The sequence below is a fragment of the Ferruginibacter sp. genome, from assembly GCF_031430955.1.
Lineage (GTDB): Bacteria > Bacteroidota > Bacteroidia > Chitinophagales > Chitinophagaceae > Ferruginibacter.
The window spans coordinates 1-1,963 of sequence record NZ_JANPCM010000203.1 but is presented as its reverse complement, the minus strand read 5'-3'; the positions used below and the strand labels follow the sequence as shown (position 1 = coordinate 1,963).

General features: G+C 38.2%; 2 protein-coding genes. Both read left to right on the top strand.

Going from position 1 to position 1,963, the window contains the following annotated elements; translation table 11 throughout:
* Nucleotides 1-1,186, top strand: a 1,186-nt coding sequence (locus tag ACY65O_RS05780) for a Y-family DNA polymerase (RefSeq protein WP_462219900.1), incomplete at its 5' end; no start/stop codon positions are given.
* A gap of 65 nt (nucleotides 1,187-1,251) precedes the next feature.
* A partial coding sequence (locus tag ACY65O_RS05775) for an amidohydrolase family protein (protein ID WP_462219899.1) occupies nucleotides 1,252-1,963 on the top strand: 712 nt, incomplete at its 3' end.

Here is a 1,963-nt window from a genome sequence, read left to right as displayed (position 1 = left end):
TGATGGTTGTATTATTTCACGAAGTAATGAAGCAAAGAAGCTCGGGGTAGAAATGGCCGGGCCTTATTTTAAAGCAAAGCCATTGATAGAAAAATATGATGTAGCTGTTTTTTCATCCAATTATAACTTATACGGCGACCTGAGCTGGCGGGTGATGGAAACGCTACGAATGATGCTGGGTAAAAAAAACGTAGAAGTATATTCTGTTGATGAAGCTTTTTTAGACCTAAGCATCTTTCCTGAAAATGAATTACAGGATGTTGCCGAAGGAATAAAACGAACAGTAGAAACATGGACGGGTATAAAAGTATCTGTAGGTGTTGCTCCCACAAAAGTGCTGGCAAAAGTTGCCAATCGTTTATCCAAAAAATATGTTGAGAAATACAAAGGTGTAATGGTGCTGGGCAATGAAGAAGAAATTACTACTGCTTTACAGCAAACTGAAATCGGAGATGTTTGGGGTGTAGGCGGGCAATATGCAGAAAAACTGAAACAACATTTTTGCATTTATGATGCGTTGCAATTAAGCCGTATGAGTGAGGAGTTTGGAAAGGTGCACCTCGGTGGTGTGGTAGGCAGCCGCTTACTCCGTGAATTAAAAGGCATTCCATCAAAAGATATGGAAGATGAACTGGTAAGTAAAAAAATGATTGCGACAACAAGAATGTTTGGAAGCCCGGTTGGTGATATTACGTCTATAAAAGAAGCCGTGGCGACTTACACCTCAAGAGCTGCGGAAAAATTGCGTAGACAACATAGTGCTGCCCGGATTGTGAGTGTTTTTGTGGTATCAAAAGAAGAAAATCACAACGTTACTTTTAACCGTGGTGTTACACACAGCAACTACATGACATTACCTTCCGCTACATCCTTTACGAATGAATTAATAAAACCAGCGGTAGCATTGGTTGATACATTATTTAAGGAAGGCACTTTGTATAAAAAAGCAGGTGTAATGCTCAGCGGCCTTGTGCCCGACGAAACTATACAGGGTAATTTATTTGTAGCAGAAAAGGTAAATAACAACCGTTTATTAATGAGTATGCTGGATAATGTAAATTTTTCGATGAGGGATGATATGGTAAAATTTGCTGCATCCGGCACTGCAAGAAACTGGAAAATGCGGCAGGAGTTACGCAGCCCCCGTTACACTACAAGATGGGAAGAAATGTTTACAGTAAAATAATCACCCCCCTATTATTTTTATTTTGCTTAGTAAATCGTACATTCATTTTATCTTAAATAAATAAAATGAAAAAAATATTTTTTTTACTGCTGCTGCAAGTGATGGTACTATTTTTATTTGCACAGCAAAAAACTATAGCCATACGCTGTGGTAAATTATTAGATGCAAGAAGCGGCAAAGTTTTAATCAACCAAATTATTTTAGTAAATGGAAATAAAATAGCATCGGTAACAGAAGCTGCTATGTTTAAACAAAAAACAGATTCTGTTATTGACTTGAGTAATTATTATGTGTTACCCGGGTTAATCGATTGCCATACCCATGTTTTACTGCAAGGCGATATTACCAGCGAAGATTATGATGTACAAATCTTAAAAGAATCTGTACCCTACAGAACATTGAGGGCTACAAAAAGTTGTTATCAATCTTTAATGAATGGCTTTACCACCATTCGTGATTTGGGAACGGAAGGAGCCGGTTATGCTGATGTGGATTTAAAAAAAGCTATCAACAAAGGAATTATTCCCGGGCCAAGAATGTTTGTATCAACCTTAGCCATTAATACCACCGGCCATTACCCCATCGCAGAAAAAGATTATGCCTGGGAATTAAAAATGCCTAAAGGTTTACAGGAAATTACCGGGGCCGATGAAGGCAGAAAAGCAGTGAGGGAACAAATTGCACATGGTGCCGACTGGATAAAAATTTATGCCGACAGGGGTTATTATAAATTACCAACCGGGGAATATAAAAGCATTCCCAATTTTACAAAAGAAG